General features: G+C 71.9%; 21 protein-coding genes. 17 read left to right on the forward strand and 4 right to left on the reverse strand.

The features are described 5' to 3' along the window. The first annotated feature begins 3 nt into the window (after positions 1 to 3). The 6 genes from CP970_RS39010 (at position 4) to CP970_RS39035 (ending at position 6,115) form a co-directional block, all read left to right on the forward strand. The gene (locus CP970_RS39010; protein ID WP_055543493.1) at positions 4 to 1,530 is read left to right on the forward strand and encodes an FGGY-family carbohydrate kinase; all 1,527 of its coding nucleotides are present in this window, start codon (positions 4 to 6) and stop codon (positions 1,528 to 1,530) included. Then, positions 1,523 to 3,079 carry an FGGY-family carbohydrate kinase gene (locus tag CP970_RS39015; protein WP_079043092.1) on the forward strand — a complete coding sequence of 519 codons (1,557 nt, stop codon included), beginning with the start codon at positions 1,523 to 1,525 and terminating at the stop codon, positions 3,077 to 3,079. Before CP970_RS39010 ends, CP970_RS39015 begins: the two co-directional genes overlap by 8 nt. Beyond that, positions 3,076 to 3,699, forward strand: coding sequence for a histidine phosphatase family protein (locus CP970_RS39020; protein ID WP_055543492.1), 624 nt, complete (start codon positions 3,076 to 3,078; stop codon positions 3,697 to 3,699). Before CP970_RS39015 ends, CP970_RS39020 begins: the two co-directional genes overlap by 4 nt. A gap of 32 nt (positions 3,700 to 3,731) precedes the next feature. Then, positions 3,732 to 4,781, forward strand: a complete 1,050-nt coding sequence (locus CP970_RS39025) for a 2-hydroxyacid dehydrogenase (protein WP_055543491.1) — start codon at positions 3,732 to 3,734, stop codon at positions 4,779 to 4,781. A gap of 143 nt (positions 4,782 to 4,924) precedes the next feature. After that, a complete protein-coding gene (locus CP970_RS39030; protein WP_055543490.1) occupies positions 4,925 to 5,791 on the forward strand; it encodes a phosphatidylinositol-specific phospholipase C/glycerophosphodiester phosphodiesterase family protein in 867 nt (288 codons plus the stop codon). A gap of 129 nt (positions 5,792 to 5,920) precedes the next feature. Next, entirely contained in the window at positions 5,921 to 6,115 is a 195-nt protein-coding gene (locus CP970_RS39035) for a hypothetical protein (RefSeq protein WP_055543489.1), read from the forward strand. A gap of 13 nt (positions 6,116 to 6,128) precedes the next feature. Here CP970_RS39035 and CP970_RS39040 read toward each other — a convergent pair whose 3' ends face one another. Together CP970_RS39040 and CP970_RS39045 are read right to left on the reverse strand one after the other, a co-directional pair. Next, complete coding sequence (locus tag CP970_RS39040) at positions 6,129 to 7,421, reverse strand: phosphodiester glycosidase family protein (RefSeq protein ID WP_079043091.1); 1,293 nt, start codon at positions 7,419 to 7,421, stop codon at positions 6,129 to 6,131. Between the two features lie 120 nt (positions 7,422 to 7,541). Further along, positions 7,542 to 7,922, reverse strand: a complete 381-nt coding sequence (locus CP970_RS39045) for a DUF779 domain-containing protein (RefSeq protein ID WP_055543488.1) — start codon at positions 7,920 to 7,922, stop codon at positions 7,542 to 7,544. Positions 7,923 to 8,072: 150 nt separating this feature from the next. On the opposite strand from CP970_RS39045, the gene CP970_RS39050 reads away from it, so the two are divergent. Beyond that, positions 8,073 to 8,957 carry a sigma-70 family RNA polymerase sigma factor gene (locus CP970_RS39050; RefSeq protein WP_055543487.1) on the forward strand — a complete coding sequence of 295 codons (885 nt, stop codon included), beginning with the start codon at positions 8,073 to 8,075 and terminating at the stop codon, positions 8,955 to 8,957. A gap of 126 nt (positions 8,958 to 9,083) precedes the next feature. Further along, on the forward strand, positions 9,084 to 9,758 hold the full coding sequence (locus CP970_RS39055; RefSeq protein WP_055543486.1) for a L,D-transpeptidase: 675 nt from the start codon (positions 9,084 to 9,086) through the stop codon (positions 9,756 to 9,758). A gap of 59 nt (positions 9,759 to 9,817) precedes the next feature. On the opposite strand, the gene CP970_RS39060 is transcribed toward CP970_RS39055, so the two are convergent. After that, on the reverse strand, positions 9,818 to 12,268 hold the full coding sequence (locus CP970_RS39060) for a SpaA isopeptide-forming pilin-related protein (protein ID WP_157877632.1): 2,451 nt from the start codon (positions 12,266 to 12,268) through the stop codon (positions 9,818 to 9,820). Positions 12,269 to 12,839: 571 nt separating this feature from the next. On the opposite strand from CP970_RS39060, the gene CP970_RS39065 reads away from it, so the two are divergent. From CP970_RS39065 to CP970_RS39095, 7 genes are all read left to right on the forward strand, one after another. Further along, positions 12,840 to 13,796 carry an ABC transporter permease gene (locus CP970_RS39065; protein WP_055543484.1) on the forward strand — a complete coding sequence of 319 codons (957 nt, stop codon included), beginning with the start codon at positions 12,840 to 12,842 and terminating at the stop codon, positions 13,794 to 13,796. 63 nt (positions 13,797 to 13,859) lie between these two features. Then, entirely contained in the window at positions 13,860 to 15,638 is a 1,779-nt protein-coding gene (locus CP970_RS39070) for an ABC transporter substrate-binding protein (protein ID WP_055543483.1), read from the forward strand. 3 nt (positions 15,639 to 15,641) lie between these two features. Then, on the forward strand, positions 15,642 to 16,634 hold the full coding sequence (locus CP970_RS39075) for an ABC transporter permease (protein WP_055543482.1): 993 nt from the start codon (positions 15,642 to 15,644) through the stop codon (positions 16,632 to 16,634). Then, positions 16,631 to 18,325 (forward strand): dipeptide ABC transporter ATP-binding protein, encoded by a 1,695-nt coding sequence (locus CP970_RS39080; protein WP_224058955.1) that lies wholly within the window; start codon positions 16,631 to 16,633, stop codon positions 18,323 to 18,325. Before CP970_RS39075 ends, CP970_RS39080 begins: the two co-directional genes overlap by 4 nt. Before the next feature lie 146 nt (positions 18,326 to 18,471). Then, positions 18,472 to 19,377 (forward strand): glycoside hydrolase family 16 protein, encoded by a 906-nt coding sequence (locus tag CP970_RS39085; RefSeq protein ID WP_055543481.1) that lies wholly within the window; start codon positions 18,472 to 18,474, stop codon positions 19,375 to 19,377. Between the two features lie 157 nt (positions 19,378 to 19,534). After that, positions 19,535 to 21,013, forward strand: coding sequence for an FG-GAP-like repeat-containing protein (locus CP970_RS39090; protein WP_055543480.1), 1,479 nt, complete (start codon positions 19,535 to 19,537; stop codon positions 21,011 to 21,013). Between the two features lie 97 nt (positions 21,014 to 21,110). After that, on the forward strand, positions 21,111 to 21,932 hold the full coding sequence (locus CP970_RS39095) for an SDR family NAD(P)-dependent oxidoreductase (protein WP_055543479.1): 822 nt from the start codon (positions 21,111 to 21,113) through the stop codon (positions 21,930 to 21,932). A 193-nt stretch (positions 21,933 to 22,125) separates the two neighbouring features. Here CP970_RS39095 and CP970_RS39100 read toward each other — a convergent pair whose 3' ends face one another. Next, a complete protein-coding gene (locus tag CP970_RS39100) occupies positions 22,126 to 23,244 on the reverse strand; it encodes an NHL repeat-containing protein (RefSeq protein ID WP_055543478.1) in 1,119 nt (372 codons plus the stop codon). Positions 23,245 to 23,649: 405 nt separating this feature from the next. On the opposite strand from CP970_RS39100, the gene CP970_RS39105 reads away from it, so the two are divergent. Both CP970_RS39105 and CP970_RS39110 read left to right on the forward strand, forming a co-directional pair. Further along, positions 23,650 to 24,714, forward strand: a complete 1,065-nt coding sequence (locus CP970_RS39105) for a phytanoyl-CoA dioxygenase family protein (protein ID WP_055543477.1) — start codon at positions 23,650 to 23,652, stop codon at positions 24,712 to 24,714. Further along, a complete protein-coding gene (locus CP970_RS39110) occupies positions 24,696 to 26,015 on the forward strand; it encodes a DUF6271 family protein (RefSeq protein ID WP_055543476.1) in 1,320 nt (439 codons plus the stop codon). The genes CP970_RS39105 and CP970_RS39110 overlap by 19 nt, the downstream gene beginning before the upstream one ends. Positions 26,016 to 26,017 lie beyond the last annotated feature (2 nt).

Consider the following 26,017-nt stretch of genomic DNA (forward strand, 5'->3'; position numbering starts at 1 on the left):
CCCATGTCCGTACTCGCCATCGACGTCGGCACCACGATGATCAAGTCGGTCGTCTTCGACGACCAGGGCACCGAGCTGGCCGTGTCGCGCCTGGCCACCGAGGTGCACCGCCGCCACCCCGGCTGGGCCGAGCAGGACATGGACACGGTGTGGAACGCCGTCGTCTACACCGTCCGCAACGCGCTCTCCGACGTCACCGACCCCGTCTGGCTGGTGACGTTCACCGCGCAGGGCGACGGCGCCTGGCTCGTCGACGCCGCGGGCAGGCCCACCGGGCCCGCGATCCTCTGGTCCGACGGGCGCGCGGGCGACATCCTCACCCGCTGGCAGCGCGAGGGCGTCCTCGAAGAGGCCTTCCGCCGCAACGGCTCCCTCACCTGCAGCGGCATGCCCAACGCGATCTTCAGCTGGCTCGGCTCGCACGACCCGCAGCGGCTCGCCCGCTCGGCCGCGTCGCTGACGGCCGCGGGCTGGCTGTTCCTGCGCCTGACCGGCGTCGCCGCCACGGACGAGTCCGACGCCTCCGCGCCCTTCCTCGACCACGCCACCGGCGACTACGACCCCGCCATCGTCGACCTGTTCGGCCTCACCTCCTACGCCCGCCTGCTGCCCGAGGTCCTCGGCGAGCAGGAGCGCATCAGCGAGATCACCTCCCAGGCGGCGGCCCAACTCGGCCTGCCCGCAGGGCTTCCCGTCGTCATGGCGCCCTACGACATCGCCTCCACGGCCCGTGGCGCGGGCGTCGTCAACCCGGGCCAGGCGTGCGGCATCCTCGGCACCACGCTGTGCACGGAGATCGTCCGCAAGGACGTCGACACCAGCGGCGAACCGTCCGGCATCAACATCGCCTACCGCGGCCGCGAACGCGTCCTGCGCGCCTTCCCCACCCTCAACGGCGCCGAGGTGCTCACCTGGGCGTCGCGCGCGCTGCACGTCGAAGGGCCGCCGGAACTCGCGGACCTCGCGTTCACCTCCGAACCCGGCGCCCGCGGCCTGATGTTCCTGCCCTACCTCTCCCCGGCCGGTGAGCGGGCGCCCTTCCTCGACCCGCGCGCTCGTGGCGCCTTCTGGGGCCTCTCCCTCGAACACACCAGGGCCGACATCGCCCGCGCCGTCTTCGACGGGCTCTCCCTCGTGCTGCGCGACTCCCTCGTCGCCTCGCGCACGGCCGTCACGGAGCTGCGGCTGTGCGGCGGTGGAGCCAACAGCGCCGAGTGGTGCGCGCTCATCGCGGACGCGACCGGGGTGCCCACGGCCCGCTCAGCGGACACCGAACTCGGCGCCAAGGGCGCCTTCCTCACCGGCCTCGTCCTCAGCGGCGCCGAGTCCAGCATGCACAGCGCGGCCGCCAAGTACGTCCGGATGCGCAGCAGTTGGGAGCCGGACCCGGAGCGCTCCGCCTACTACGCGGACCTCTACGAGTCGTTCCTGTCCTGGCGGACCCTGGCGCGCGACGCGGGCTGGGCCGCGGGGGCCGCCCCCTTCCCCGGACCCCGTACGGCACACGAACAAGGAGCCCCCCGTGTCTGAGCAACTGCCCCCGGACGCCGTCTGGCTCGGCCTCGACCTCGGCACCCAGAGCGCCCGCTGCGTCGCCGTCGACTCCACCGGCGAGGTGCTCGCCGCCGCGTCCAGGCCGCTAGCCAGCCGCCGTGAGGGCAACCGCCACGAGCAGGACCCCGAACAGTGGTGGAGCGCGCTCGCCGCCGCCTGCCGCGAAGCCCTGTCCGGCATCGACGCCGACCGGATCCGCGGTCTCGCGATCGACGGCACCTCCGGCACGATCCTCCTCGCCGACGCGTCGGGCACCCCGCTCACGCCAGGACTGATGTACGACGACGGGCGCGCCGCCGAGCAGGCCGCCCGCGCCAACGCGGCGGGCGACGACGTCTGGCGGGAGCTCGGCTACCGCTCCATGCAGCCGTCCTGGGCCCTGCCCAAACTGCTCTGGCTCCTGGAACACGGGACCGCGACGGCCGGTACCGGGGCGGCCCGTCTTCTCCACCAGCCCGACCTGATCACCTGGCGGCTCGCGGGACACCAGGTGCCGAGCGACGCGAGCCATGCCCTGAAGACCGGCTACCACCTCGCCGAAGAGCGCTGGCCGCATCGGGAATTCGCCGAACTCGGCGTCCCCGAAGGCCTGTTGCCCGACGTCGTACGACCCGGCAGCGTCCTCGGCACCGTCTGCGCCGCGGCCGCCGAAGCCACCGGCATCCCCGAGGGCACCGCGATCGTCGCGGGCATGACCGACGGCTGCGCGGCCCAGATCGGCGCGGGCGCCCTCACCCCGGGCGCCTGGAACTCCGTGCTCGGCACCACCCTCGTCTTCAAGGGCATGAGCCCCCACCTGGTGCGCGACCCGGGCGGCGTCGTCTACTGCCACCGCGGCCCCGGCGACAGCTGGCTGCCCGGCGGCGCCTCAAGCAGCGGCGCGGGCGTCGTGGCCCGCGAGTTCCCCGGCGCCGACCTCGACGAACTCACCGTCCTGGCAAGCGAGTCCGACACGGACGCGGTGGCCTACCCGCTGGTGTCCACCGGCGGCGAACGCTTCCCCTTCCGTGCCCCGGACGCCGCGCCCTTCGTCATCGGCGCACCCGCGAACGAGGCCGAGCGCTTCCACGCCCACCTCCTCGGCGTCGCCTGCGTCGAGCGGCTCTGCTTCGACTACCTCGACCTGATCGGCGCCCCCGTCGACGGCCCGCTCACCCTCACCGGGGGCGGCGCCCGCAACCGCTACTGGAACCGGCTGCGCGCCGATGTCCTGGGCCGCCCCGTCTGGATCCCCGAACAGGCCGAGGGAGCCATCGGCATGGCGGTGCTCGCCGCCACCTCCAGCGGCGTACCGGTCCAGGATGCCGCGGCCGAGATGGTCCGCATCGGCGAGGAGGTCTTCCCCGACCCGGCGTGCACCGCCCGGTGGGCTCCCGTCTACCTCGACTTCGTCGACGCGCTCGTCGAGCGCGGCTGGCTGGACGCGGCCGTCGCCGCTCACGCACGGGAGCGCGCACACCGCACGCGCGCGACACAGGAACGGGCCGCACAAGAGCGCGCCGCACAGGAAAGGGCAGGGCAGTGACCGACTTCATCCTCGTACGCCATGGGGAGACCGTCTGGCACGACGGCAACCGCTACGCGGGACGCACCGACGTGGACCTCACACCGCGCGGCCTGCGCCAGGCCGCGGCGCTCGGCGCGTGGGCCGCGGGGGAGCGCGTCGACGCCGTGGTCAGCTCGCCGTTGAGCCGCGCCCGGCTCACCGCCGCGCCCGCCGCCGACGCGCTCGGGCTCCGGCCACGCGTCGACGAGCGGCTCATCGAGGTCGACTTCGGCCGCGGCGAGGGGCTGACCAGGGACGAGATGCGCGAGCGGTTCCCCGACGAGCTCGCAGCCTTCCTGCGCGACCCCGTCACCCACCACCTGCCGGGCGGCGAGGACCCGCGCGCGGCGGCGGAGCGGGCCGCCGAGAGCCTCACGGAGCTGGCGACGGCGTTCCCCGAAGGGCGGATCCTCGTGGTCGCGCACTCCACCCTCGTACGCCTCCTCCTCTGCCGCCAACTGGGCATCCCGCTCGCCGACTACCGGCGGGTCTTCCCCGCGCTGCACAACGGCGCCCTCACCGAACTGCGGCTGCGCGAGGGCCAGATGTCCCTCATCCGCCTCAACGCCCCGGCCGCCGTCGCCCCCGTACCCGCGTAACGCCCGCACCACCTCGCAGAGAGAAGCCCCTCATGAGCACCACCGTCCTCGCCGCAGGCGACCACTTCGTCCTGCCCCGCCTGCTCACCGAAGAGGTCCGCGGGGCCACCGAAGGCACCGGCGCCGTCGAGGTCCGCGAACTCACGCTGCCCTGGCCGCACACCCCCTTCGGCCGCGTCGGCGAGGTCGACGAGGCGTCCGGCACCGAGGACGAGATCATCGAGGCCCTCCAGGGAGTTGAGGTCTGCGTCACGCAGATGGCGCCGCTCACGGAGCGCATCCTCGCCAACTGCCCCGACCTGAAGCTGATGTGCGTCAGCCGCGGCGGCCCGGTCAACGCCAACCTGGAGGCGGCGACCCGGCACGGCGTCGCCGTCTGCTACGCCCCGGGACGCAACGCCGTCGCCACCGCCGAACACACCCTCACCCTGCTCCTCGCCGCCGCGCGCGGCGTCGGCGACACGCACAGCGACCTGCGCCGCGGCGTATGGCGCGGCGACTACTACGACTACGACAACTGCGGCATCGAGATCGAGGGCGCCACCGTCGGCCTCATCGGCTACGGAGCCATCGGCAGCCGGGTCGCGAAGGTCCTGGCGGCGATGGGCGCGCGGGTCCTGGTCCACGACCCCTACGTGCGGCCGGAATCGCTCGTGGGCGGCGCCGAGCAGGTGTCCCTGGAGGAGCTGCTCACCCGCTCCCGCATCGTGTCGCTGCACGCGCGCGTGACCGAGGAGACCACCGGCATGATCGGCGCCGCGCAGCTCGCGAAGATGCCGCGCGGCTCCGTCCTCGTCAACTGCGCCCGCGGCGCGCTGCTCGACTACGAAGCGGTCTGCGACGCCCTGGACTGCGGACAGCTGGCGGGGGCCGCCTTCGACGTCTACCCGAAGGAGCCCGTGCCCGCCGACTCGCGCCTGCTCAAGACCCCCGGCATCGTCATGACGCCGCACATCGCGGGCGGCAGCCAGGAGGTCGCGCACAAGGCGGCCAGGATCGTGGCGGGTGAGGTCGGCCGCTTCCTGCGCGGCGAGCCGCTCGCCCACTGCGCGAACCCCGAGGTGTTCGCGGACCGGGCGTGAACGCACGGCATCGATAGCGCCAACTCCCCTACGAGCGGGGTTACCGGGCAGGGGCGGGGCCGCATACTCACTGAGGCTCCGCCCCACGTCGTACCCGCGCGTCGCACCCCGACGCCGTACCCACTCGTCCCCGGGAGGCAGACATGGCACCCACCACCCGTCGCAGAGCCCTCACCACCCTCGGCGCAGCGCTGGCAGGCAGCGTCGCGATACCCGCCTACGCGCAGGCGGGCGAGCGCGGTCACCACCCCAGGCCCCGCCCGCTGGTCCGCGCCCACGCGCACAACGACTACGAGCACCCCCGGCCCCTGTACGACGCGCTCGACCACCGCTTCAACAGCGTCGAGGCCGACATCTACCTCGTGGACGGGCAACTCCTCGTCGCCCACGACCCGGTGGACCTCGACCCCACCCGCACCCTCGAATCCCTCTACCTGGACCCCCTGGCCGCCCGCGTCCGCGCCCAGCACGGGTCCGTGTACCGCGGCTTCCACCGCACCCCCTTCCAGCTCCTCATCGACATCAAGACCGAGGGCGCGTCGACGTACGCCGAACTCCACCGTCATCTGCGGCCCTACCGGCGCCTTTTCACGACGTACGCGTACGGCAAGGTCCGCCGCTCCGCGATCACCGCGGTGGTCTCGGGCGACCGCGCGGCCCGCGCCCCGATGGAGGCGCAGAAGGTCAGGCACGCCTTCTACGACGGTCGGCTCTCCGACCTCGGCACCGCGGCGCCCGCCTCGCTCATCCCGCTGATCAGCGACAACTGGACGCTCAACTTCGGCTGGCAGGGCACGGGTCCGATGCCAGCCGCCGAACGGGACAAGCTGCGCGGCATCGTCTCCGCGGCCCACGCGCGCGGACAGCGCGTCCGCTTCTGGGCGACGCCCGACCTGCCCGGAGCACAGCGCGACGCCGTCTGGGGCGAACTGCTCGCCGCCGGTGTCGACCACCTCAACACCGACGACCTCGCCGGTCTCGAGGCGTTCCTCGACGCGCACGCCCGCTGACCTCGGTGGATCAACACCCGCGCACATAGCACCCGTTCGGAGCACAGGTCAGACGCCCGAACGGCCCCTCCGCTGCGCCACACTGACGGCCGAAAGCCGCGGTGTCGCGTGGCGGAGGAGGTACGTCCGGTGGCTGTCTCGATCTCTGTGGTGCTGTTGCTCGTGATCTTGGCGGTGGTCTTCCTGCGCAGCGGAGCACTGAAGATCTCGCACGCCGTGGTCTGTGCGCTCCTCGGGTTCTTCCTGGCGAGTTCGAGCATGGCGCCGACCATCCACAACGGCCTGACGGCCACGGCCGACATCGTCAGCGGGCTGCGGCCCTGAGTGAGGCGACGGATCACGTGTGGGAGAACACGCCGATGCCGTTCGGCACCGGGCGCTCCGCCCCGCCGCTGGGGTTGTTGCGCACGGTCACGGCATCGGCGCCCGGCGCCCGCGCCACCAGGGTCGAGGTGGCGGCCACCAGCGTGGAGGAGCCGCCGCCGTCCAGGCTGAAGCCGTCCGTCGCGCCCAACCCCCGCAGTGTGTCGGCGACTTCGGCGATGGTCAGCCCGCCGCGGTACTCCGGCGAGCCGTCGAGGGAGAGCAGCAGCAGCCGTCGGCCGTCGTCGGCTATCCCGGCCGCCGTGCGGACCGCCGACGCGGTCGGGTCAAGGCCGGGCAGCGGCGCGCCGTCCCGCAGCACGGGGTAGCCGCCGAGCGCGAAGCGGAACGGGATGTGCGAATCGGCCGCGACCAGGCGGTGGCTGACCCGCACCCGGTCGCCCGGGGAGAGCTTGCGCAGCTGCTGCGCACCCGCGTCGCGGCCGACCAGGACGGTGCTGCCGCGGGCTATCGGGCCGCTGCCCGGCGTGTCGGCCTCCGCCACGACGCGCCCGCCGCGCACCGTCACCTCATGGGTGTCCGTGCTGCACGGCGCGCCGCGGTTGGTGTCGGTGCCACAGGTGGAGCGCACCCGTGAGACGGCGCCCCAGTCGCTGGTGAACGCGCCGACGGAACCGACGGGCAGCGCGTACTGGTTGAGGCCGCCGAGCGGCAGCCGCGCGTCGGGCGTGCGGATCACGCCGTCCAGGGACAGGTCGTCCATGCGCGCACGCCGGTCGTAGCCCACACCGAGTACGGCCTCGGTGGTCACTCCCGGCGGCATGGCGGGCCCGAACCGCTGGCCGTTCGGCACCGCCCCCTTCAGCGCGTGTCCTTCCGCGATCGCCGGGCCGACCGACGCGCCGGTCGCCTCCACACCCGGATGCTGGGTCTCGGTGATGTTGAAGAAGTCGCCGTTGATCCCGCCGACGGCGCCGACGCCGTCCGCGAGCGCGGAGACGGGGGCCCGCGCGGCGACCGCGCCCGGGTAGAGCAGGCCGACGCCGGTACGCGGATCGCGCAGGTCCACGTCCAGCACGTGGGCGCGGGCCGTGCCGCGCGCGGTCGGGATGTCGAAGTAGCCGTAGCTCACGCCCGGCGCTATCGCCGACGTCCGCGCCGTGCCGGGACCGGCCGCGGCCTCCGGAGAAGCGCCGCTGGCCGGTGCCGCTCCCGTGAGAGCGGCACCGGCCAGCGTGCCGAGCGCGGTCAGTGCGGTGAGTGCTCTGCCGACCGCTCCGAACCGTCTGTCACGTCGTCTCGTCACTGTCCCACCCCTGGTGTACTCCGGTGTTCCCCGGTGTCTCCGGGCCGTCAACGGCCCCAGTGTGAGGGGCTGTTGGGGAGTGCACCAGAGGACGGTGACGTGCCGTTGCCGCGGCGGCCGCTAGCTGCCGACCAGCCGGGAACGGATCAGGAAACGGACGCCTTCCGGCGCCTCCAGGGAGAAGCCGCTGCCGCGCCCCGGCACGACGTCCACGATCAGCCGGGTGTGGCTCCACACCTCGTACTGACTCTTCGACATCCAGAACCCGACGGGCTCGGCGACGCCATCGACCCTCAGCGAGGCGAGCCGCACGTCCGACGCTCCGGTGCGGAACTCGCCCTCGGGGTAGCACATCGGCGCGCTGCCGTCGCAGCACCCGCCGGACTGGTGGAACATCAGCGGCCCGTGGTCCCGCGTCAGGCGCCGCACCAGGTCGGCGGCGCCGGGGGTCAACTCCACGCGGGGGCTGCTGCCGTGCGGCTCGTGCTCGTCGTGGGTCATGGCACCAGTGCAGCGCGCGGGACGTTGCAACGAGGTTGCACGGCACGTCACGCGCACGGGCGGTGCGCGGACGCGGCGCGGCGCCGGGTACCTTCGGGCGGGCCGCGCGGATCTGTCGCGACGGCCCTCGGCGCGAACGAAAGAGACACGGTGGACGACATCACGGGGTTGGCGGCACGCTTCGAGGAGCACAGGCCTCATCTGCGGTCAGTGGCCTACCGCATGCTCGGCTCGCTCGGCGAGGCCGACGACGCGCTCCAGGAGACCTGGCTGCGGCTGAGCCGCACCGACATCAGCGACGTGGAGAACCTCGGCGGCTGGCTGACGACGGTCGCGGGCCGGATTTGCCTGAACATGCTGCGCTCGCGCGCCCACCGGAGCGAGGAGCCGCTCGAGGCCCTCGCCCCGGACTCCGCCCCGGTGCGCGAGGAGGGCGGTGACCCCGAGCAGGAGGCGCTGCTCGCCGACTCGGTCGGCCAGGCGCTCCTGGTCGTCCTCGACACCCTGGCGCCCGCCGAGCGGCTCGCCTTCGTCCTGCACGACACGTTCGCCGTGCCGTTCGACGAGATCGCCCCGATGATCGAGCGCACCCCCGCCGCGACCCGGCAGTTGGCCAGCCGCGCGCGCCGCCGGGTCAAGGGCGGCTCTCCGCTGCCCGGCGCCGACCTGTCCCGGCAGCGCGTGGTGGTCGAGGCGTTCCTCGCCGCCACCCGCGGCGGGGACTTCGAGGCGCTGGTGACGCTGCTGCACCCGGGTGTGGTGCTGCACGCCGACACGTCGGTCATCCCCACGCCCGAGCCCGTCGTGGTGCACGGCGACGTCGCCGTGGCGAAGGGCGCGATGGCGGCCGTGGCACGGGCCCAGCACACCGGGCTCGCGCTCGTCGACGGGACGGTCGGCCTGGTGATGGCCCCGCGCGGGCGGCTCCGTCTCGTCCTGCGCTTCACGTTCGACGACAGGCGGATCGCCGGGATCGACGTCGTCGCGGACCGCGAGAGCCTCGGCCGCCTCGAACTGGGCGTCCTGGACGACTGACGCGACGGGTGCGGCCCGGCGCGACAGGCCCCGGCAGGGCGGCGGGCGTCGCCCGACCGGATCAATTGTGGGATTAGTCGGGCCGTGTCGCGGGGCGCCGGCGTGCGCGGCGGCGAAGCTGGGGCGATGCGCTGGCTCATCTCCTCGATCGCCGCCCTGTCCCTGGCCGTTCCCTCGGCCCACGCGTCGGCGGCGCCCGCCCGGGCCGACGCGGCGTGCCGCGGGGGCCCGGCCCCCTACCAACGCGAGCTGGAGCGCGAGCTGAGGCTGCCCGTCGACGGCCGCCAGTCCACCGCGGACTGCGTGGCCATCAGACGGCTGCAGCAGCGGCTCGGCATCCGCCCCGCGGACGGCCGCGCGACCCTGCGGACGTACCGCCTCGTCGTCGCCGACCGCATCAAGCGGGATCCGGCGGCCAGGCGCGGCTGCCCCGTCAGGTCGTACCGGGTCACGTGTGTGGACCTGACCCGGCAGATCCTGTGGGTGCAGACGGGCCGGAGGCTGGTCTTCTCGCCGGTGCCGGTCCGTACGGGACGCGACGGCCTGGAGACCCGGCGCGGCTGGCAGCGGATCTACTGGAAGAACCGCGACCACTTCTCGACGATCTATCACGTGGCCATGCCGTACGCGCAGTTCTTCAACGGCGGGCAGGCCCTGCACGGCACCCGAGCGGATCTGTTCTCGGCAGGATCCGGCGGGTGCGTGAACATGGCGTTGGCGGACGCCAAGCGGCTGTTCGACCTGCTGGGCAAGGGCGACCGCCTCTACATCTGGGGAACGAAACCGGGCACGGGCGGCTGACGCCGTCCGTGCCCGGTGCGCGGGAGCGGGGCCGGGTGTCCACCCGGCCCCCTCGTCCGTCACTTGCCCTTCTTGCCTCCACCGCGCTGGTTGCTGAGCTTCACGGTGACGCCCTTGGCGGCGTTGCCAGAGGTGACCTTGTGCGGGCCGCTGACCGTGTTCTTCGGCAGGACGTAGCCGTCGGGGACGGCGGTCTCCTTGAGGTAGTACGTGCCGAGTGCGAGGTCGCGGTAGTCGCAGTGGCCCCGGCTGTCCGTGGCGCAGCCGCTGTCGACGAGGGTGTCACGGCGGGCACCGGTCGTCTGGAGCCCCGGCGTGCCGTTGGTGTCCCACCACAGCTGGAAGACGGCGCCAGGGAGCGGCTTGCCCGTCTTCTTGTCCTTCTTCTCGACCATGATCCGGCCGGTGATGCCCGGGTGCTGCTGCAAGGAGTTCCGTGCCTCGACGGAAACACCCTTGGAGGCGTTGGCCGCGGTCAGGACGAGCGGGCCGAAGACCGCGGGGCGGGGCAGCTGGTACCCCGGCGGAGCCTGCGTCTCGACCCAGTAGTACGTGCCGAGTTCGACGTTCCTGCGGCAGACGCCCGCGGCGCTGGTCGTGCACGGGGCACCGACCTTGGTGTCGGGGTCGGGGCCGTCCTGCTGGAGCCCGTCGAGGCCGTTGGTCTCGTGCCAGAGCTGGAACTCGGCGCCCGGCAGCAGGACGCCGTTGGCCTTGTCCTTCTTGACGACCGTGACGTCGCCCTTGACGACCACCGGCTTCTTCTTGTTGGTGGCGGTGACCGTGACGCCCTTGTCGGCGTTGGCCGCGGTCAGTTCGAGGGGGCCGAAGACGGCGGGGTCGGGGAGGTCGTAGCCGTTGGGGGCTTTGGTCTCGACCCAGTAGTAGGTGCCGAGTTCGACGTTCCTGCGGCAGCTGCCCGTGGCGCTGGTGGTGCAGGGGGTGCCGACCTTGGTGTCGGGGTCGGGGCCGTCCTGCTGGAGCCCGTCGAGGCCGTTGGTCTCGTGCCAGAGCTGGAACTCGGCGCCCGGCAGCGCGTCCCCGGTGCTCTCGTCCTTCTTCAGGACAGTGACGTCGCCCTTGACGACCACCGGCTTCTTCTTGTTGGTGGCGGTGACCGTGACGCCCTTGTCGGCGTTGGCCGCGGTCAGTTCCAGCGGGCCGAAGACGGCGGGGTCGGGAAGGTCGTAGCCGTTCGGAGCCTTGGTCTCGCGCCAGTAGTACGTGCCGAGCGGCACGGTCTGCACGCACTCGCCGGGAGCGTCGGTGGTGCAGGTGCCGCCGACCTGCGTGTCCGGGGCGGCGCCGCCGGTCTGCAGTCCTTCGACGCCGTTGGTCTCCTGCCAGAGCTCGAACTCGGCGCCCGCCAGCGGGTCCCCGCTGGCCTTGTCCTCCTTGAGGACCTTGACCTCGCCCACGGTGGGTGCGAGGGCGCAGTCGGGCAGGTCGCCCTCGAAGGGGTAGTTGTGGAACTCCTGGCCGCCGCCGCCCGACGCCCCGCTGGTGTGGGTGAGCGAACCGGTGGTGAAGAAGCGGCCGTTCATGCCCGGCACGCTGACCGTGGCCATCGAGCCCTGATCGCCGATCAGGACGCTGCCCTGGAACTGCCCGGTGCCCTTGATCTCGACGGACGTGGCGTCGGGGAAGTTCCACAGCAGACGGCTGCGCATCTTGTTGAGCTGGCTGCTGTCGTCGATGGTGCCGCTGTAGGTGTTGATGGTGCGGTTGGTGCCGAGGATGTTGACGAGGACCGTGGCGTCATCGGGGATCCCCTCGAAGCGGATGTCCTCCTGGCCGCCACTGCCGCCCATCAGGTCGAAGTCGACGTTGAACACCTGGATCTTGGAGGTGTTGTCGCCTCGGAACAGCGTCTCGCCGCCCGCGTGCGTGGCCGTACCCGTGGGCGGACGGGTGCTGGTGCCGCCCGTCGGGTGGGCGTAGCACTGACTGGACGCGGTGAGCTGGTCCCGCAGCGGGATGTAGGGCTTGGCGGCGTCGGGGTCCTTGGTCACGGTGCTGACGATCGTGCCGGTGGCATCCCCGGCGTGCCGTACCACCCCCTTCTCGGCGAGCAGCCGCTCACCCGAGGCGACCTTGACGTCGCCGCCGGTGGTGAGCCAGTCGGAGCCCTCGGAGGGAGTGACCCGGGAGCCGACGCCGGCCTCGCCGACGTTGTAGATGCCGCTGACCCCATCCGCCTTGTCCTGGTCGAAGTCGCCGAGCACCACGACGCGTCCCTCGGCCTCCGCGGCCTTCTCACGGACGAGGAAGTCCTGGCCCACGTAGACGTTGATGGCATCGTCGCGGTACTGGATCGACCCGTTGTTGATGGGCGGATAGGGGCCGCTCGGACAGTTGCCGGGGACGCACGGGCCGAGGCCGCCGGGCAGCGGCTTCGCGGCGGCGACCGCGGCGGGCACCTGGCCCGGTGCCGGGGCGGTGTGCGCGACGGCGGGCGCGGTGGACAGACCTGTTCCAGCGGCGATACCGAGGAGACAGAGGTATCTCAATCCGGAATGGACTAGGGAGGGGAGGGTCACGCGCAGATCAGCTCCTCACATGGTCAAAGACTCGTGGAGGAGGCTCGCACGAATGGCGTCCGGTGCCATTCAACCGATCCGCGCTTCATAAGAAGAGCACTGCAAAGGATGAGTGTTGGGCCGTACGGGAAGCGCTCGCACGCCTGCGCGACACCTCGGGGAGACCCGAAGGGCTAGCCCCGGATACTGCCTTTAAATATGTGGTGGCAAGGAGGTAGCGACTTGCATGTGAAGAGGTGTGGGCGGGTTCACAAGGCAACGCGCAGGTGTGGCCCCATCGGGATGTATGTCCGGTTTCGTGGTGAAGAATTCCGGCACTTGTTGCCGCGGCATGAACAATTCCAGGCTTCCGGAAAGGCTCCTGAAACGTCCTGCTCACGTTCGTCGTGAACGGATTCGGCGCGTGTGGCAGGGCCGCTTCCCGCGGTGTTGTAATTCTCCGCAACCCGGCACGGACCACCCCTTCCGAGCCGCAGGAACGAATTCCACGACCCGCATCCGCGACCCGGTGCGGGCGCGAGCACCAGGAGCACGGCAGCACATGGCCGACGTACAGACGCAGGAGCCCCGAGGCCCGTTCGCCGTGGCCCTGAAGGCGTTCCGCAGGGACCGGGTCGGCCTCGCCTCGTTCGGCGTCGTGCTGCTCTTCGCGGTGCTCGCGCTCGCCGCGCCGCTCATCGCCGGGTTCTACGGCAAGGACCCGACCGAGCACTACGGCCAGAACGAGCCGGGGCTGCTCAGCGCCGAGGGACTGCCCGTACTGCCCAACGGCGGGATCTCCGGCGACTTCTGGTTCGGCATCGAACCCGGACTCGGCCGCGACGTGTTCACCCAGCTCCTCTATGGGGTGCGCACCTCGCTGACCGTGGCCGTTGCGTCCATCGCGCTGATCGCCGTCCTCGGCGTCGTGCTCGGCGTGACCGTGGGCTATCTCAGCGGGCTCGCCGACCGGGTCTTCACCTTCGTCTGCAACGTCCTGCTCGCCTTCCCGACGCTGCTGCTCCTCCTCGCGCTCAGCCCGGTCATCCAGACGCGCTTCGTCCCGCCCGGGGAGAACGAGCCCGCGTGGATGCAGTTCACCGTGCTCGTCCTGGTCTTCGCCGCCTTCGGCTGGGTGCCCCTCGCGATGATGCTGCGGACCACCGTGCGCTCCCTGCGGGAGCGGGAGTTCATCGACGCGGCCCGTGCCGTGGGCGCGTCCCGCCGCCACGTCGTGCTGCGGGAGCTGCTGCCGAACGTGTGGGCGCCGGTCCTGGTGCACATCACCATCGCCCTGCCCGGCATCGTCACCGCCGAGGCGGCGCTCTCCTTCCTCGGCGTCGGCATCAGCGAGCCGATCCCCGACTGGGGACGGATGATCGCCCGCGGCGCCGAGGTCTTCTACGACGACCCGACGTACATGTTCTTCCCCGGCGTGACGATCCTCGTCTTCGTCGTCGCCTTCAACCTCCTCGGCGACTCGGTGCGGGACGCGCTCGACCCCCGCACGCGCCGCTGAGTGCTCCTCTTCTTCTCTTCTCCACTCTCCGGTCAACCCGTCATCTCCTCAAGGGAGTTCGCCATGCCCAGAATCCGCCCGCGCGCCGCCGCGGTGCCCGCCCTCGCCGCCGTCTCCGCCATGCTCGTGCTCTGCTCGTGCTCGTCGGGGGCCGGGGCCAAGGGCGACGACGCGCCGTCGGTGGCCGAGGAGGCGAACCTCACCGCGGGCATCGGCACCGCCAAGGACAGCGCGGGCCCCGCGCCCGCCGTCGAGGGGGCCCGGCGCGGCGGCACCGTCCACGTCGCCAACCTCAGGGACTCCTCCCACCTCGACCCGCAGAAGATCTACGCGGGCGAGGCCTACAACACCTCGCTGCTGTGGGGCCGTCAGCTGACCCAGTACCAGGTCGTCGACGGCAAGCCGAAGTTGGTCGGCGACCTCGCCACCGACACCGGGAAGCCCTCCGACGGCAGCCGCACCTGGACGTACCGGCTCAAGGACGGCATCGCCTGGGAGGACGGCAAGCCGATCACGTCGAAGCACGTCAAGTACGGCATCGAGCGCACCTTCGCGCCCGGCTTCGAGCTCGGCCCGCCCTACTGGCCGCAGTGGCTCACCGGCAAGCAGGACCTCGCCAAGGCCCGCGAGGTCTACGGAGGACCGAAGAAGGACGGCGACTTCAAGGGCATCGAGACCCCGGACGACAAGACCATCGTCTTCCACTTCGCCCAGCCGCAGTCCGACGTGCCGTTCATGGCCGCGCAGTCCTCCTCCTCGCCCGTACGCCCGGACAAGGACACCGGCACCAAGTACGACCTCAAGCCCTTCGCGACCGGTCCTTACCGCATCGTCGAGCACCGGCAGAACCAGAGCATGACCCTGGAGCGCAACCCGCACTGGAAGGCCGGGACCGACCCGATCCGCCACCAGTACGCCGACAAGTTCGAGTTCACCTTCGAGAAGAAGGAGCTCAACACCGCCCAGGAGATCCTCAACGGACGAGGCGAAGGGGCGGACACCGTCACCACGAAGAACGAACTGCCGCCCGAGCTGTACGGCGAGGCCACCCGCGACCCGAAGAAGAAGCGGCTCGTCGTCGACGGGCGGCGCGGCGCCTTCACCTACCACCTGGTGGCCAGGAACGACCGGGTCGCCGACCCCGAGGTCCGCAAGGCCATCCACTACCTCTTCCCGCGACAGCAGGCGCGCCAGGCGCTCGGCGGCCCGCGCGTGGGCGACATCGCCACGACGTACTCCTCGCCCGCCATCGTCGGCTACGAGAAGTACGACCTCTACCCGGTGGCGCCGACCGGCGACATCAAGAAGGCCAAGGAACATCTCGCCAAGGCCGAGAAGCCGGTCAAGAGCCTGAGTTACGCCTACGAGTCGAACGCCGCGAACGACCGAATGGCGCAGGTCCTCGTCGAGGCCTTCGAGAAGGCGGGCATCACCCTGGTCACCAAGCCGATGCCGCTGCCCGCGTTCACCAACGAGGTGCAGCGCAACGCCGACCCCAAGTACGACCTGTGGATGTCCGGCAGCTCGGTCGACTGGCCGACCCCGGCCACCGGCGTGCCCTACCGCTTCGACAGCCGCCGCGACTCCCTCGACAACGACCCGCGCTACAAGAACCCGGCCGTCGACAAGGAACTCGACCGGATCGCGAAGATCGGCGACGCGGAGAAGAAGGCCGAGGCGCTGATCGCCCTGGAGAAGAACAAGATCATGAAGGACGTGCCGCTCGTGCCGTTCCTGCACCAGCGCGTCCAGCAGGCGCGCGGCGCGAACGTCGGCGGCGCCTTCATCCACCCCATCTACGGCACCATCAGCCTCGCCTGGCTGTACCTGAAGAAGTCCTGACCCATGCTCACCTACCTGATCAGACGAGGGCTCCAGGCGGTGGTGGTGCTGCTCGCCATCTCCGCCACCGCCTTCGCCCTCTTCTACGCCGCGCCCTCCGACCCGGCGACCATCGCCTGCGGCCCCAAGTGCGACGCCACCCAGATCGAGGCGGTCCGCCACAGCATGGGCCTGGACCAGCCGATCCTCACCCAGTACGGCGACTACCTGCGCGGCCTGGTCGCCGGGCGCACCATCAGCGACGTGGACGGCAGCGCCATCGCCTGCGCCGCGCCCTGCCTCGGCTACTCGTACACGCTCCACGAGCCGGTGCTCTCCGCGATCACCAGCCGCTTCCCCGTCACGCTGGCCCTGGCCGGTGGCGCGCTCGCCGTGATCCTCGTGGCGGGCATCGGGGTGGGCTTCGTCTCCGCGCTGCGCCGCGGCTCCGTGGGCGACCGGCTGCTCTCCGGCTTCACCCTGATCGGCGCGAGCGTGCAGATCTACTTCCTCGGCTACGCCCTCCAGTACCTGCTCGTGTATTCCACCGGCTGGCTGCCGCTCCCCGGCTACACCCCGCCGGGCGAGGACCCGGCGGCCTGGGCGGCCGGGCTGCTCCTGCCCTGCCTGGTGCTCGGCTTCGTCAACGCCGCCGTGTTCGCCAGGCTCTCCCGCGCCCAGCTCCTCGAAGTGATGCACGAGGGGTACGTCAGGACCGCGCGCGGCAAGGGTCTCGGCACCCTGCGCACCCACCTGAAGTACACCGCACGGGGTGCGGCGGGTCCTGTCGTACAGCTCCTCGGTCTGGAGGTGGGGGCGCTGCTCGGCGGCGCCTTCATCACCGAGACGGTCTTCGGGCTCAGCGGCGTCGGCAAGCTCGCCGTCGACGCCGTCACCCAGAACGACCTGCCGACCGTCGTCGGCACCGTCCTGATCGCCGCCTTCTTCGTGGTGGTCTTCGTGGCCGTCGCCGACCTGGTCGTGGCCTGGCTCGATCCGAGAGTGAGGCTCGCATGACACCGCAGCAGGACACTGTGCTCGCCGTGCGCGAGCAGCGGGACACCGTGCTCGCCGTGCGCGACCTGACCGTCTCCTTCACCGGGGCGCGGGGCCCCGTCACCGCCGCCGAAGGCATCTCCTTCGACCTGGCGCGGGGTGAAGTCCTCGGCCTGGTGGGGGAGTCGGGCTCCGGCAAGTCCTCCGTCGGGCTCGCCGCGATGGGACTGCACGATCCCTCGCGCACCACCGTCAGCGGCACCGTCGAGGTCGGCGGCACCGACGTCGTGGGCGCGGCCGAGGCCGAGCTGAAGGCGCTGCGCGGCGCGCGGATCGCGATGGTGTTCCAGGACGCCCTCGCCTCGCTCTCGCCCTTCCACACCGTGGCCGACCAGCTCGGCGAGGCCTACCGCCTGCACCACAAGGACGCGAGCAGGGCCCAAGTGCGGGCCAGGGCCCTGGAGATGCTGGAGCGCGTCGGCATCGCGGGGGCCCGCGCCCGCGACTATCCGCACCAGTTCTCCGGCGGCATGCGCCAGCGCGTGATGATCGCGATGGCGCTGATCAACCACCCCGACGTACTGATCGCCGACGAGCCGACCACGGCGCTCGACGCCCGCGTCCAGCGCCAAGTCCTCGATCTGCTCGCCGAGTTGCAGCGCGAGTTCGGCACCGCCGTGGTCCTGGTCACGCACGACGTGGACATGGTCGCCGCCGCCACCGACCGCATGCTGGTCATGCGCGAGGGGCGCATGGTGGAGACGGGCCCCACGCATCAGGTGCTCACCGCGCCGAACCACCCCTACACCCGGGCGCTCATCGGCGCGGCGCCCTCCCTGACGACGGTGCCGGGCAGCCGCCTGCCCACGGTCGACGCCCCGGAGCCCGAGGGCCGTACGGCCACCCGCGTCGCGCCGGACGCGGCCGGACCGCCGCTCGTCGAAGTCACCGATCTGCGCGTGGAGTTCGGCGGCGGGCGCACCCTGCTCGGCCGCCGCCGCGAGCCCACCCGCGCGGTGCGCGGCATCAGCCTGTGCCTGGCCGAGGGCGAGACCCTCGGCCTGGTCGGCGAGTCGGGCTCCGGCAAGTCCACCACGGCCCGGGTGCTCGCGGGACTCCAGCGGCCGAGCGGCGGCACCGTCCGCTTCGACGGCAGGGACATCGCGCGCGCCGCCGACGACACCGCGCTGCGCAGGGAGCTCAGCCGCGAGGTCCAGCTGGTCTTCCAGGACCCGTACGCCTCGCTCAATCCGCGCCGCACCGTCGAGGAGATCGTCACCACACCGTTGCGCGTTCACACGAACATGAGTCGACGTGAGCGCCGCGAACGGGCCGCCGAACTCCTCGCGCAGGTCGGCCTGAACGCGAACCAACTGCCGCGCTACCCACACGAGTTCTCCGGTGGCCAGCGTCAGCGCATCGGCATCGCCAGGGCCCTCGCGCCACGGCCGCGCCTGATCATCGCCGACGAACCGGTCTCCGCGCTCGACGTCTCCGTGCAGGCACAGGTCCTGAACCTCCTGATGGACCTGCGTGACGAACTCGGGCTCTCGCTCCTCTTCGTCTCGCACGACCTCGCCGTCGTACGCCACCTGTGCGACCGCGTCGCGGTGCTGCACCACGGCGAGATCGTCGAGACGGGCACCCGCGACGACGTCTTCGAGCGGCCCCAAGAGGCCTACACCAAGGAGCTGTTGGCGGCGCGTCTGTAACGGCCCGCCGCGTCGGCATCGGACGTGTCAGGGGGATGGCGGGCGGCCGCCCCCTCGGCGACGATGCCCCCTCGGCGCGGACGGCCCCTCGCCCCCGGGGCGTCCGCCACCCGTGCGGCGGCCGTGGGCCAAAGGAGGGCGGCGTGATGGGATCACACGCGGCGGCGAAGCGGCGCAGGCCGCTCGTGTCCGGAGTGCTCGGCGTGACACTGCTCGGGGCCCTCCTGTGCGTCCCGAGCGCCGGGGGAGCCCCGGTGTCGGCGGACGCCTGCCGCAGGGGAGACACCGAGCTGCCGCGCGGTGACTGCGGTCCCTTCTGGCAGGTCCTCGCCGAGGACTTCAACGGCGACCGGGTGCCGCTCGGCGCGTTCAGCGACTGCGATCACCACGCCGACACCTCCGCCGCCTACTGCGCGGGACTCACCGGCACCTACCGCGACAACTGGTGGGCGTACCCCACGGGTTGGCGCGACACGGCGAACGACCGCGCGCGCGACGTCGTCGGCGTCTACCACCCCGAGGACACCGTGAGCGTGGGCGCTGCGGCGAACGGCGACGGCCGCATGCGCGTCCGCATGTGGCGGCCCGCCGACGGAGGACCCGTGCACGCCGCCGCGCTGGTACCACGTGCCGTCATGCAGATGAAGTACGGCAAGTACAGCGCCCGCATCAAGGTGACCGAGCAGGCCGCCGGTTACAAGTCGGCGTGGCTGCATTACGGCGGTGGCTGCGAGATGGACCACCCCGAGGGCGAGTGGACCGGATCCCTGAGCGCCTTCCACCATCCCTGCGGCGGCGGCGAACAAGGCTCCTTCCGGGGCGCCGACGACTGGACCGAGTGGCACACCGTGTCGACCGAGTGGACGCCCGGCAGCGTGCGGTTCTTCGTCGACGGACGCGAGACCGGCCACGACACCCGGGGCGTGCCCGACGAGCCGCTGTCCTGGGTCCTGCAGAACGAGAGCGCCCTTGAGGGACCCGGCGCGGCGCCCGGCAGCAGCGCCCAGCTGGAGATCACCTGGGTCGCGGCGTACGCGTACGGCTGGAAGTGACGCCCGCCGCCTGTGAGTTCGGGCCCGCGCACAGAATCGTGAATCCCGTACAACCCTCGTGCCGCATCCCGTGTCGAACAGGGCGCCGGACAAGGAACGGGCCCTTTCCGGACATCCCCCCGCGCTGCCCGGCCACCTTCCTTCACAGGAGCCGCTCGTGCGCAAGAACCGTTCGGTCGCCCTCGCCGCGGCATCGTTCCTTCTGCTGACCGGGGCCGGTATCGCCGCCGCCCCCTCCGCCTTCGCCGGTACCCCTGGGGGGACGCACGCCGACGACCGCAACAGTGACTTCAACGGCGACGGATACGAAGACGTCCTGGTCGGCGCCCCCGGCGCCACCGTCAGCGGGCAGAAGGGCGCAGGGCTCGTCACCGTCCAGTACGGCTCCACCAGAGGCATCGGCACCAGCAACGTCGCCAGATTCAGCCAGTCGACCGCGGGCGTCGCGGGCGCGGCGGAGGCGGGCGACGGCTTCGGCAAGGCCGTCGCCAGCGGCGACCTCGACGGCGACGGCTACGACGACGCGATCGTCGGCATCCCCGGCGAGGACATCGGGGACACCGCCGACGCCGGTGGCGTCGCGATCCTCTGGGGCTCCAAGAACGGCCTCACCGGGGCGGCCAGCGACTGGCTGCAGACCCAGGAACCCACCAAGGGCGAGCAGTTCGGCGTCGGCCTCGCCGCCGCGCACTTCACCAACGACACGCCGGGCGACCTGCTCGCCGTGCTCGACCGCGACGACCTGGAGCTCTTCGGGTACGAGGCCGCACCGCAGGCCGGCGAGCGGGCCCCGCTGCGCCGCCTGGTCACCGAGCGGCTCTCCGCCGCGGCCGAGCAGCGCGACATCCTGCCGAAGTCGCTCACCACGGGCGACTACGACAACAACGGCTACGCCGACCTCGTCGTGTCCGGTGTGACCGAGGGCGCCGAGCCGGGCCACGGCTGGTCCATGCACTACGCGGGCGCCGCCGACGGACTCTCGTACAAGGGCGACCTGCGCGGCGGCCCCGTCGCGGCCTCCGGAGACATCAACCACGACGGCTACGACGACCTGGTGACCGGTGAGCCCGCGTCGCCCGACGACGGCGGCGAGACGCTGACCGGCGGCCTGGTCGGCGTGCGCTACGGCGACGAGAACGGCCTGAAGGACGAGGCCAAGTGGTGGACGCAGGACTCCGCGGGCGTGCCGGGAGTCGCCGAGCGGGGTGACGGCTGGGGCGCGGACCTGTCCGTCGCGGACACCAACGGCGACGGCTACGCGGACGTCGCGATCGGCGCGCCGGGCGAGGACATCGGCACCGTCGCCGACGCGGGCGCGGTCTGGGTGCTGCGCGGCGGGGAGTACGGGATGACGGCGACCGGCGCCAAGTCCTTCGACCAGAACTCGGCGGACGTCCCCGGCACGGCGGAGAAGGGCGACAAGTGGGGCGCGCAGGTCCGCCTCACCGACCCCAACCGCGACGGCCGCTTCGGGCTCCTCGCCGCGGCGCCCGGTGAGAACGCGGGCGACGGCACGGTGTGGGTGCTCTCCGCGGGGACCGGCGGCATCACCGCCGCGGGGTCCTGGACGTACGACGCGCAGGCGCTCGGCGCGCCGGGCAAGGGCGCGGCGTTCGGCGCGGCCGTCGACGAGTAGACAGGGCCCCGCGACAGCGGGACGTCCGGGCGCGGTCGTGAGCGGCTCCGTATGATCACGGTGTGGATTCACGACCGCGCTTGGAGGCTGAACGGGCATGACGGAGAGTCGAGTTGTCATCGTCACCGGTGGCGGTACCGGAATCGGCGCCGCCACCGCGCGGCAGTTGCGCGCCGACGGGCACCGGGTGGTGATCTCCGGCCGCCGCGCCGATCCCCTGGAGCAGATCGCCGAGGAGACCGGGGCGCTCGCCCACCACGCCGACGCGGGCGACCCCGCGGACGTCCAGGGCCTCGTCGACGCGACGGTGGAGGCGTACGGCCGCATCGACGGTGTCGTGCTCAACGCCGGGGTCGGGCGCGGCGGCGCGGTCGGTGACATCCCCGACGAGGACTGGGACCTGGTGCTGCGCACCAACCTCACCGGGCCCTTCCTGTTGCTGCGCGCCGCGATTCCGCACCTTCTTCAGACGCGTGGCTCGGTCGTCGCCGTCGCCTCGGTCGCCGCGCTGCGCAACGGCGTCGCCAACGCCGCGTACGCCACGTCCAAGGCGGCGCTCCTCCAACTGTGCCGCTCCGTCGCCGTCGACTACGGCAAGCAGGGCCTGCGCGCCAACACCGTCTGTCCCAGCTGGGTGCGGACCGAGATGGCCGACGGGCGCATGACCCGCTTCGCGCGGGAGGCCGACCTGGGCGACGGCAGCGCCGACGCGGCGTACGAGGAGGCGACCCGCCTGATCCCGACCGGCCGCCCCGGCGATCCCGCCGAGGTCGCCGAGGCGATCACGTGGCTGCTCTCGCCCGCCGCGTCGTTCGTCAACGGTGCGACGCTCACCGTCGACGGCGGGGTGACGGCGCTCGATCCCGGCACCCTCGCCTTCGACTTCGACATCACGCCGCGCGCCGGATCCGCGCGTTAGGGCCTGTCCGGCGGATCATGGCGCTGTCGCGGGGTGTGGCACGCACTCCCCCAAGCTCTCGGCTTCGCTCGAGCAGGGGAGGCCCCACTGCGTTGCCGCCCTCCTCCGCCTTGCAGCCGCACGCACCACACCCCGCTCGCCCGCACCGGACGGGGGACGCCACCCGAGCGCGCCCTGATCCGCCGGACAGGCCCTAGAGGTACCGCTCGATGTGCAGCTGCGCCGGTGGGAACGGCGAGGAGGAGGTCGTGCCCACCGACCAGTAGCCGCCCGACCCTCCGGGGACAGCGGTGATCGCCTCGGGCAGCACGGTGGTCGTGGTCGTCGGGCCGCGCTCGCTGACCCAGGTCGTACCGTCCCAGCGCAGGTAGTGGGCGCGCTTGTCGTCCCAGAAGTCCCAGCCGCAGATTCGGTCGGGGCGGCCCGCGGCGTCCCCCACGATGCCGGTCAACGCGCCCACGCCGAACGGGGCCGCGACGTAGTTCCAGTCCGTCCCGTCGTAGCGTTGCAACATGACGCCGGGCGGTTTGCCGGGCGGTCCGCCCACTCCGTAGCCGAAGCCGGTCAGCCAGATGTCGTCGTGCGCGACCGGCAGCAGCCCGGTCACCGATGCCCGCACGCCGAGCAGTCGCGGGATCACCGTCCAGGCGCCGTCCCAGCGGGCGATGACGTCACCGAAGACCCACACCTCACCGCCCGGCGTCACATGGACGCCACTCGGCGTGGGCGCGGCCGCGTCGGGCAGTGGCGTGCACCAGCGCCACTTCGCGCCGCGGCCGTGCAGCAGCCCCGCGCGGCCGCCGTGCCGCCCCGACACCCAGAACCGGCCGTCGGGCGCGAGGGCCACGTCCGTCACCGCGGTCCCCGCCTCGCCCCTGCCGGGGAAGGGGGTCTCGCGCCAGGTCGTACCGTCCCAGGTCAGGAGCTGGTCGTGGCCCGCACCGTCGGTGCCGACGGCGTGCGCCTCGCCGCCGGGAGCAGCGGCGAGGCCGCGCAGCGCGCCCTTGTACGCGAGGTGGGAGACGTCGTTCGTCGTCCAGGCGGAGCCGTTCCAGCTGAGCGAGATCGGGGTGCCGGAGGTGGCGCCGTTGAGGCCCTGCTCGCCCACCGCCCAGGCCCGGTCGGGCCCGGTGGCGGCCACCGAGACGAGATGGGTGGCGGGCCGTCCGGGCGGTGCGGTCACTTCCTGCCAGCTTCCGGCCGCGCCGACGGACCGGGCGGCGGATCCGGTGGCGGCCCGGGCCAGCGGCGTCGGCAGGGCCAGCGCCGCGCCGGTCGCGGCAAGTCCACGGACAAAGACGCGTCTTCGCATGAGAGGAGCCCTTCTTCGAAGGAGAGGGTTCGGGGCTGCGCCGAGCATCGGAACTGCGGGCAACACCTTGAACCGGGCACCTCGCGGCGTCAATGGACGGAGGTGAGCAATCCCGCTCCGTCCTGGGGCTATTTTTGGTACAGACCAATGTGATGTTTGCTTGGGGTGGCCGAGGTGTCAAGACCTTGTTCGCATGCCGGAATTCATGCGTGAAGGCCGCGTGAAGCGGGGGCGAATATGAGCTTTTCTGTCAACAAGGACACCCAACTCATTTATTGACAGCGAGAGTTGGTCTAGTCCATTTTGGTGCTACGTGAGTTCGACGTGGGGTGGATGTGACAGGGGGTGCCTGTGTGCACACCGCCCCTCGCGAGCGGCAGAGAGAACCGAACCTTGGAGCACCACATGCCAGCTGCTGACCGCTACCTCCATCGAGCCCCCTCCGGCCGCCCCTACTTCAGCTCGGACGGCGAGACGTATCTGGCGCAGACCCAGCTGCGGGACCTGGACAAGACCCGCGAGCTGAGGGTGCTCTCCGAGGAGGACTTCGCCTTCTGGCAGACGTACGGCTACGTCGTGGTGAAGCAGGCCATCCCCGCCGCCGCGGCCAAGGGGCTCCTCGACTTCACCTGGGAGTTCCAGGGCCTCGACCGCGAGCGCCCGGAGACCTGGTACGAGGAGCGCGAGTACCGCTCGGACCTGGACAGGGAGCTGCACATCTACGGCTTCGTCGAGGCGTACCACCACCAGCTCATATGGGACAGCCGCCAGACCCAGCGGGTCTACGACGCGTTCGTCGACGTGTGGGACTGCGAAGAGCTCTGGGTGACCCTCGACCGGCTCAACCTCAACCCGCCCAACGTCAAGAACCGCGACCGCGGCCTGATCGCGCCGACCGAGCGCGGCTTCGACATCAACCTCCACTGGGACGTCGACACCACGCTCGGCGTACTGCCCCAGCGCGTCCAGGGCATCATCGCCCTCGACGACACGAGCGCTGAGCTCGGCGGCTTCCAGTGCTGCCCGGAGCTGTTCCGCCAGTTCGACCGGTGGAAGGCCCTCCAGCCCGACGACCGCGACCCGATCCGCCCCGCGATCGACCGCTCCGAACTGCCCGTCGTCCGCCCCGAACTGGAGGCGGGCGACCTGCTCATCTGGAACGGCCTGCTGGCCCACGGCGTCGCCCCCAACACCTCGGGCAGCGGCGTGCGCGCCGTGCAGTACCTCTCGATGATGCCGGCGCTGGAGTCCCACGAGACCCTGCGCCGCTCCCGCGTCGAGTCCTGGCGCGACCTCAGCACGCCCGACTGGAACGCGACGTTGGTCGGCGACCACGTCAAGCACGAGTCCGAGCGGTACGGCACGGCCGCGCTGACCGGCCTCGGCGCCAAGCTCCTCGGCCTGAAGTCCTGGAACGGGCAGCACTTCGACGAGCCGATCGGGGAAGACGCATGCGCCGAATCTGCCTGACACTGCCCACGAACAGAGCCTGCTCCCACACCATCGCGGCGATCGGCGACGAGGCGGCGTACGCCGCCCGGACCTTCGACGTCGAGGTGCGGCTGCTGATCCTCGACTCCTCCGACACCGCCACCTACACCGAGCACGCGGCGGCCGTGCGCGAGCTCGGCGACGTCCCCGGTGTCGTCACGCACCACCTCGACGAGGCGGCGCAGCGCGACTTCCTGCGCCGGGTCATCGACGGCGCGGGCGTCGCCAAGCCCGAGCTGATGCTCGACCTGATGCTGCCGGACGGCGTCTCCTACGGAGCCTGCACCAACCGGGCTTTCCTCATCGCCGCCGCGCTCGGCTGCGAGTCCGTGCACCGCAGGGACTCCGACAGCCACTACCAGGTCCTGGACGGCGAGCCCGTCTTCCCCGTCCACCACGAACTGATGTCGCTCGGCAAGCGCGCCGCCGACGCCGTCGACGGCGTCACCGAGATGGACCTCGCCGACGAGCACCGTGACAAGCGCGTCGCGATGGTCGGCAGCTCCTTCGTCGGCGAACTCTCCGTGGACATCGGCGAGATCAACGCGATCGACCCGGACGTGTACTACGACGTGGTCAGCCTCTGGGCGCCCGTCCACTGGTCCGACGAGGAGAAGCGGGACCTCGTCGAGGAATCCTTCCGCGGCGCGGGCTCCGACACCTTCACGCACGACCGCGCGACGCTGACCCTGGTCGACCCGATGCGCGTCGACATGTGCAACATCGCCTTCCACGACGTGCACGAGCGCGTCCCGCTGCCGCCCGCCACCGACACCATCGGCAGCGACTACTTCCTCATCCACCTCGCCCACGACGCCGCACTGCCCGGCGTCCTGCACAACCGCCACATCGTCAACTACTACACCGAGGAACGCCGCACCGACGCGGGTTTCACGGCGTACCAGACGCGCTTCGTCAAGTTCTTCCTCTCGATGCTCTACTTCAACGTCATCTACGACCGGATGACCGAGGCGGGCGAGGCGCTCCTGGACGAGCGGGGCCGGGTCAGCGCCCGCGCCATCGCCGCGTTCGCCCGCGAGAGCGCTCTCCTGGACCGGGCGGAGAACGTCGAACGGCTCGACAGGGTCGACGTCGCCTACCGCAAACTGGGCGGCCGCTACGCCGAGTTCGCCGACCTCCTCGCCGAGCGCCGCGAACGCCTCCTGGACGAGGCGCGGCGTGACATCGAGGACTTCGCGCTGCTCACCGAGGCGTGGGAGTCGCTGGTGCGCGCGAGCGCGGCCGCCGGTGCCCCGCCGACCCCGGGGCGGACCGGTTGAGC

The sequence above is a fragment of the Streptomyces kanamyceticus genome (assembly GCF_008704495.1).
Classification (GTDB): domain Bacteria; phylum Actinomycetota; class Actinomycetes; order Streptomycetales; family Streptomycetaceae; genus Streptomyces; species Streptomyces kanamyceticus.